Source organism: Candidatus Chloroploca mongolica, from assembly GCF_004762035.2.
Taxonomy (GTDB): Bacteria; Chloroflexota; Chloroflexia; order Chloroflexales; family Chloroflexaceae; genus Chloroploca; species Chloroploca mongolica.
The window spans coordinates 1-7,418 of sequence record NZ_SIJK02000110.1; the positions used below are offsets into that span (position 1 = coordinate 1).

The following is a 7,418-nucleotide window of genomic DNA, read 5'->3' on the forward strand; positions in this document are numbered from 1 at the left end:
CACCCCTTGCGGGTGCCCTGGTGGGGTGCATGCACGGAAGATGCAATCGCCCTGCCCTCATCTCGCTGCGTGGCGGCGAAGCCGCCACGCAGCGAGTATAATCCTATGAACGAACCAATCATTGAGGCCGTCGGCCTGCAAAAACGCTTTGGCGATATCGTCGCAGTCCAGAACGTCGATCTCAGCATCTATCCTGGTGAGATTGTGGGCTTTCTGGGGCCAAACGGGGCGGGCAAGACGACGACGATCAAGATGCTGATCGGCTTGCTGCGCCCAAGTGCTGGTGTGGCTCGCATCGGTGGGTTTGATCTGCAAAAGGCCCCCTTGCGCGCCAAGGCTTTGCTTGGCTATGTGCCTGATCAGCCCTTTTTACCCGAAAAGCTCACCGCCCGCGAATACATCCAGTTTATGGGCGGGCTCTACCGTCTTGAGCCAAAGATCGCCCGTGAGCGCGGCGAGGATCTGTTGCGCCTCTTCGGGCTAACCGACCGTGGCGATGAACTGCTCGGTGGTTATAGCCACGGGATGCGCCAGAAAGCGGCGCTCACCGGGGCACTGCTGCACCAGCCACGCGCCTTTTTCCTCGATGAACCAACCGTCGGCCTCGATCCGCGCAGCGCCCGGTTGATCAAAGATCTCCTGCGTGATGTCGCAGCCCAGGGCACCGCCGTCTTCATGTCAACGCACATCCTTGAGATCGCCGAGCGGATGTGCGACCGGGTCTTTATCATCAACAAAGGGGCGATCATTGCCTCGGGCACGCTCGATCAACTGCGCGCCGGTGGCGACGCCAGTCTCGAAGATATTTTCCTGAGCCTGACCGGCGACCCCGATGAAGTCGCCTTGCTTGATGACTGAACAGTTACGTGGTTGTGCTGGTCAACTATAGTTGACCAGCACAACCACGCTTGTTCTATGCCTCTGCTGCCTGGTGAAAGCCGAGGCGTTCCAGAACGAGCATAGCTTCTTGTTGGATGACGGCTCGTTCTTCCGTCGCGAGGCGGTTGAGGCCGAGTACCGCCGGGCCGAGCCGTGGGTTGGCGCGCAGGGCCTGTTCGTGGGTGATGAGGAAATTCCAGTAGAGCAGGTTGAAGGGGCACGCGTCCGGCCCGGTGCGCTGTTTGGCGTTGTAGCGGCAACTGGCGCAATAGTCGCTCATCTTGTTGATGTAGTTGGCCGAGGCGATGTACGGCTTCGTGGCGATCCCACCTCCGTCGGCGTTGAGGCCCATGCCAAAGACGTTCGGAACCATCACCCAGTCGTAGGCGTCAAGGTAGGCCGCCAAGAACCAGGTGTTGACCTCGTGCGGCTGCACTCCGGCCAGCAGGCAGAGATTCGTTAGCAGCATCAGGCGTTCGATGTGGTGCGTGTAGCCGGTCTGCAGAGCGCGGGTGAGGGCATGGTGCAGGCAGTTGAGATCGGTTGTACCTGTCCAGAACCAGGCGGGCAGGGTGCGGGTGGCGTTCCAGGCATTTTTGGTCGCCAATGCGGGCATTTGACGCCAGTATTGCCAGTACATATACTCGCGCCAGCCGAGCACCTGGCGCACAAAGCCTTCCACAGAATTGAGCGGTGCCTTGCCATCGTGATACGCTTGTTCGGCGGCCCGGATCAATTGCATAGGTGCGAGCAGGCCCAGGTTGAGATAAGGCGAAAGCCCCGAGTGGTAGAGCAGCGCTGAACGCATCGTCATGGCATCTTCATACGGGCCAAAGTTCGCCAGGCGCTCGCCAAGAAACGTTGCGAGCAACTGCGCCGCCTCGGCGTGCGTGACAGCCAAGTTAAAACCGGTTACGTCGCCGATCCCACCGGGCATGCGAACGACCTCTTCCATGACCTGCTGGGTGAGCAGATCAGGCTCGCGAACCGAAGGCTCCGGCGGGGTCAGGGTGCGTGGCAAAGGCTTGCGATTCTCGGCGTCAAAACTCCACTTTTGACCGATAGGGGCGCCATCCTCTTCCAACAAAACCGCAAAATGACGCCGCATGGCACGGTAGAACGTCGCCATCATCACGGTGCGCGTGGGCGGGGTGGCGGGGAACGGGTCGAACTGGCCGACGAGGAACTGCGTATTGGGCAGGATCGTCACCGGGAGACCGAGCGCATCGGGAAGGGTGAGTTGGAACTGACGGGTCGCATATTCGGCGGCGGCCATCGTGAAGAGGTGGCCCGGCTGCGTGCGTTGACAATGTTCACGCAACCCGGTCAGAAAATCGGGCGCGTGCAGGTAGTCAACCTCATACCCTTGCGCCCGCAGCAACGCCGCATAGTGACGCATCGCACTAAGCAGCAACACCAACTTTTTACGCTGGTAGGGCTGCTGGCTCAGGCGGGCACTGCTCTCAATCAACACCACCCGTACCGGCGACGTACCCGCCACAGACGCAGCGGCCACCAGCGCCGGATGCGGATCGAGCAACTGATCGCCCAAGATCCAGACCGTTGGCGTGCCAAGGTTCACTGATGACTCCTGATGTGATTTCAATTACCGTTGACGCTCAGCGGAGTGCCGACTTCAGTCGGCTTCCGGCTCAGCCGGTTGGTGGTTTTCCAACAATGAATCTGCTCGACGAGACCTCACAGGTCTTCAAGACCTGTGAGGTCTTACCCATCTTCTGCCTTTGCGTCAATACGGATCAACCTTAAGCCGCACCATGTCCCAGCCCATGCCTTGACGCTGGACTTCAAAGCGCTCAGTGCGGCGCAGGTCGTCAATGGTAAGGGTAAAGCGGAAGGGAAAGAGTTCGGGGAGGTGGATGAGGTCGGCAAAGGGGAGATCCTGCGCGGGATGGGCGGCAAAGGCTGCTTCGAGCATCCATTGTTCGATCGCTGGGCTTGTTGCGGTGTGTCGCTGCGGAGCGTAGCTCGAGCGCTGTGCGGTTGCCTGAAGTACGCCCCAGTTGCGTAAGGAGAAGATCAGGCGATCCGTGGCTTTTGGCAAGCCCCCAAGTTGGCCCAGTTCACCTGCCAGGCGTGCTTCAAGCTCGTGGGGCCGAATAGTAGCGCGGTGACGGAGCAATTGCCCCAGGGCTACCATGCCTTGCCGAAAAAAGGGGTAGGCGAGCAGGCTCAGGCCGTAATGCAGCCAGACTCGGTCGTGCGTTGTGTGTGCGTGGGCAAAGAGGTTGACGGCTTCGTTTCGTAAATGAGCATGCTGTTCACCGGTCTTCACCCAGATGCTCAGAAGAATGCTAATGGCAACCTGGCGATTCTCCTGGCTCTGTACCTGCTCCGCAACAATTGGGTCAAGACGAGCGCGCAACTCCTGCATATCGCTCGTCTCTGAGCACATGGCTGCGGTCGCATCCAGCCAGTTTAGGTAAATATTTCGACGAAAACCGATCTGTTTTTCCATATGATGTTAGCTCTGCGTTATGGTAATCAGGGGCACAGCCATCTCTTCAATTGTTAGGCCGCCGTGGCTGATGACAAGCTCACCCGCTGGGGCAAAGGCGCGGCGGCCTTGTGGCATCATCACCTGGGTCTGGGCTGGCAGCAAGCCATCGTCAGTCCACACGATGGTGTCAGCAAACTGCATCTGCACGACGCGGACAATGTCTGGATTGGAGTAGACTCGTGCGCGCTTGCTGCGTGACTCTACAAGCACCCCTTCTTGAGGAACCCCCATCCCTCGTGCCTCCACGTGCCCATGATCACTGGTGACGACGACAGTATACCGCAGATTGAACAAATGTTTGATCAGTCCTTCCAGCCAGGCGACGGGTTGGTGCTGGCCGTCATTGACGTGGAGCCAGACCCCCAGGGTGGCTTGCCAACCGCTCGCTCCCTGGCTCTCGTTGTGAACCTTCGCATCGACGACTGAGCTGACGAGGCAGAGCGCCTGGATACGTCGGTGATTGATGACATCGGGATACTCGGCATCGCGCGTCGTCGAAAGGTGCGCCAACGCGATCGCATCGGGCGCGAGGCCGTGCAATTGCCAGAAGCTTGACCAATGCCGCTCCTCGTGTCGATTGTGCAGCAGGGTGGGTTCAAACTGCGCCGGTCGCTTGCCACTGATCAAGGCCTGGCGCGAAATCGCGGTCATGCTCGGAATTTGCGCGAGAACCAGGCGATCAGCGATGCGCCAGTCAGGGTGATGAGTCTGCCAGAGGTCACGGATGTGGAGCCAGTCGGCGAGGGACATCCCATCGAGCACCAGCAGCGCAACGCGCTGATCAGGCTGCTGTTGGCGCTGATAGGCCAGCCAGCCAGGGATATGATGCAGGTGATGCGGCACAGGCAGGGCCCGCGTGGCGAGGGTGGCGTAGTTGGCGCGCAGCCAGTGTGCGAATTGTTCGTCGAGATGCGCCTGCAAGAGGTGATATCTGTTGAGGTGATCCTGATCGAGTCCGCCATCGGGCGCTGCACGCCAGTTGCTAAGCTGCGCCCAGCGTCGGGCTACAAGCTGCCATTGTTCCCAACGCAGTGATGACGTTGCCGCAGATGCGTTGGGTGCGATCTGCTGCTCAAGCCATGCCACTCCTTCCGCAAACTGCTGACGCCGGAGATCCGCGCTGTGCGGAACAACTGCCGGTCGCGTCCAGGATGGCAGGGTGGCGGCGTTGACGAGCGCAACCGGAGTCAGCGTCCCGGTACGCACGAGCCGCGGGAGCAAATCGTGGAGGGCCGGATCGGCCTCGAATGGCAGCATCGGCTCTGGGGTATACGCCACCTCCGAGCGCTCGCGCACCTGCTTGTGCAGGTACTTGAGCCATTCCTCCTGGACAAAACGGTGGTATGCCGTCGCATCCTGAAGCATTGCATCGATTGGTAGGCTGGCAAGCAAGGCGAATTGCCGCAGTCGGCTCCCGAGGTGGTGGGCAAGAACCGGCGACATGGGATCGTTGCGTGCGTGGTATCCATCGAGCCAGGCCAGCCAATCAGCGCTTGAGCGCAGCCGACTAGGCTCAAGCGCAAACACCATCTGGAGCAGGTAATCGAGGCTATCGCGGTAGGCGAGCGCCTGGAGTGGCTTGCCGAGTTTCGCTTGGACTGCACTCAGCCGATGGCGTTGACCTGGGCTGAGCTCGCGGAGGGCAGGGTAGGCGATGTCGGGAAAGAACTGGTGCAACGCAAGCACAACGTGGTACCCCTGCTGCCACAGGTCATACGGCAGCGCATCGAGCGGCCCTGCCGTCACAATGATGACGGGCATCTCTGCGCTGATCGGCAAAAGCTGTTGAATGCTATAGCGTACGACGATCGGATCGTGCTCGGCAATCAGGCGGAAGCCACGCTCGGCGAGCACGGCCAGCAACTGCTCATCGCCCAGCAGATCATCGGGATCGCTCACGAGCGAAAGCGGGTACGTATGCGGAGGGAAATAGGCCAGAACCTGGTCAAGCATCATTACTTGAATTCATGCCTCGATTGCTGAAAGAACCTCGACGGAAGCTATTTCAGCTAATTTTGCTCGTAACGCCTTGTAGATTTTGCGCTCTCCTCCTGGCGGGCGCATAAGTCCAATGATGCCTGAGTGCCCTCCTGCGCCTGGACGAGGATCTGGATCCCAGACAATATCTAATGAGGAGTTTAGAAATGTTCCTACGCTACGAATATCCTCTGTTTTTAAGTGTAGAGCTAGGCGGTATGCGGCTCGATTTTCGCCCATCAAGGCTCGTGCTGTCGCTGGTGGCGTAATGTCACGAGCCCAAACAGAAAGGGCTTGAAGCTCAGAGGCTTCATCAGCCGTTGAGAGACTGAAATGTGAGGGATGAGCGCGATGTAAATCCGAGCTATCTGTAGATAGCTTGGCAAGTCTGATTACGACTATTTTATTTGGTAAAGGTTCGCCTTTGCTGCCAGGCAAAATGCTAGTTGTCATAGAGCAAGAAAGGGGTTAGTTGATGGATGACTTCTCCTGGAAGCGTTGTCGCAACGTCATAGTCATATTCCCACATTTCATCAGAGTGGTGGTTGATATAAAATAGCTCACTTTGACCATTTGGGAGAACTTCAAGTTCAAAATGATGAGCTTCCTTTTTCCATAGAAACAAAACTTCACCATCTGGACTTATGCCAGCATCAGGAACTGCAAGCATGCCTTGAACAGAAGCTTTCATAGACTTCCAAGCTTCCCATGCAAGATTCGCTGTATCGCTCCTAATCTCTCCAGTCTGAACCGCAGTCCACAGAAAATTCCAGAGTCTACGCTCTCTTTCATGTTGTTGTCGTAGCATGGCAGGAATTGTTTTTTGAGATACGGTAGTTGTATGACTTGATAAAACCCGGGGGAAAATTGAGGAATTGTCCACACTAATGCATGATGGAGTGGACTCAAAGGTATACGGACAAATAATGTATGTCGTGGTTGTTGCAGATAAGCGCCTAAAAAGACGGCTTACATCAATATGCTCCGTTGAGGTGCTCGGGCTAATCGTGTCTAACCCTGTCAATTGATCGCTTGAATAAGTACTCCACATTGATGTTGCCATTACGCGAATTTCGCTAATAATTCCCCGTCTATAATTTTGAAGAACCAGTCACTTGTGAGTTGGTGAGCTTGATCGGCCCAGGCAATGATCTGTTCTGGACTTTGGGGTGTAGATGGGCCTTGGGTCGAAAATACGGTCTCCCAAATTAATGCACTCTTGTTCTCTCTTTCCCCTCTGGTAAAGCGTAATTGCAAGACGCCTTCAGGGTTATGTGAAGGAAAAGCAAAATTCAGATCTAGCAACAGCGGTTGTGACGCTACTCCTGTGCTTAGGAAGAGATCCTCATGGATTTCTACTTTGATCTTCATCATATCTCTTAGAAATTCGAAAATATTCTGATGCTCGAAATCGAACTCAACCCCATCAATGTATCGTAGGATCAATTTTTCGATGCTCAAATCTTTTGGTTGAGGATAGGCATCAAACAATCTTTCTGTAATGCTAATAGCTCGCTCGCGAAAGTTCTTCTCCCAATCGTAACCTACTGTATCGTTTAAGGTTGCCACTCCAGGCCCAAGTTGAACTAACGGCCAGGAATTTTCGGCAACGCGAAAACGCTGTTGAACAGCCCTGCCAATAATTTCAACCGGAATGTTTGCCGTAGGCAGTTGCTCGTGATGCGGGTAATCATCGCTAAATCGGTCGTATAGACGTGCGAGCAAGATCGTATAATGTGGATCAACCCTGAAATCGCCCATCTGGCCTTTCAGGTGCCAGTGAATTTCCAGAATAGCTTCAATTAAAGGCTTGTTTTTTAGAACCTTTCGCATTGCTTGTCGCCTGTCTTTGTCTGGTTGACATGAGTAGTTGCTATGCTATAGCAACCGTAACAGGTTTGTAAACAGGAGTGCCGACTTTAGCCGGCTAATGGTTTTTAAACATTACATCAGGCAAACCGGAGTGCCGACTTCAGTCGGCTAAGCCGGAAGCCGACTGAAACGCTTGGTGTGAGATAGACAAACGAAAGGTGTCGACTATCAT

Annotated in this window: 7 protein-coding genes; 2 read left to right on the forward strand and 5 right to left on the reverse strand. The window is 56.0% G+C overall.

The features are described 5' to 3' along the window. On the forward strand, nt 1-858 hold an 858-nt coding region (locus tag EYB53_RS24500), incomplete at its 5' end, for an ABC transporter ATP-binding protein (RefSeq protein WP_307726726.1). A 55-nt stretch (nt 859-913) separates the two neighbouring features. On the opposite strand, the gene EYB53_RS24505 is transcribed toward EYB53_RS24500, so the two are convergent. Next, on the reverse strand, nt 914-2,461 hold the full coding sequence (locus tag EYB53_RS24505) for a cryptochrome/photolyase family protein (RefSeq protein WP_135482105.1): 1,548 nt from the start codon (nt 2,459-2,461) through the stop codon (nt 914-916). Between the two features lie 2 nt (nt 2,462-2,463). Between EYB53_RS24505 and EYB53_RS24510 the strand changes: the two genes are divergently transcribed. Continuing rightward, nucleotides 2,464-2,646, forward strand: coding sequence for a hypothetical protein (locus EYB53_RS24510; protein ID WP_135482107.1), 183 nt, complete (start codon nt 2,464-2,466; stop codon nt 2,644-2,646). Here EYB53_RS24510 and EYB53_RS24515 read toward each other — a convergent pair. From EYB53_RS24515 to EYB53_RS24530, 4 genes are all read right to left on the reverse strand, one after another. Next, nucleotides 2,627-3,355 carry a hypothetical protein gene (locus EYB53_RS24515; RefSeq protein ID WP_135482109.1) on the reverse strand — a complete coding sequence of 243 codons (729 nt, stop codon included), beginning with the start codon at nt 3,353-3,355 and terminating at the stop codon, nt 2,627-2,629. The genes EYB53_RS24510 and EYB53_RS24515 overlap by 20 nt on opposite strands. 6 nt (nt 3,356-3,361) lie before the next feature. Then, the gene (gene pglZ, locus EYB53_RS24520; protein ID WP_135482111.1) at nt 3,362-5,353 is read right to left on the reverse strand and encodes a BREX-3 system phosphatase PglZ; all 1,992 of its coding nucleotides are present in this window, start codon (nt 5,351-5,353) and stop codon (nt 3,362-3,364) included. A gap of 463 nt (nt 5,354-5,816) precedes the next feature. Next, complete coding sequence (locus EYB53_RS24525; RefSeq protein ID WP_135482114.1) at nt 5,817-6,065, reverse strand: hypothetical protein; 249 nt, start codon at nt 6,063-6,065, stop codon at nt 5,817-5,819. 371 nt (nt 6,066-6,436) lie between these two features. Further along, the gene (locus EYB53_RS24530; protein WP_135482116.1) at nt 6,437-7,207 is read right to left on the reverse strand and encodes a TIGR04255 family protein; all 771 of its coding nucleotides are present in this window, start codon (nt 7,205-7,207) and stop codon (nt 6,437-6,439) included. Nucleotides 7,208-7,418: the final 211 nt, after the last annotated feature.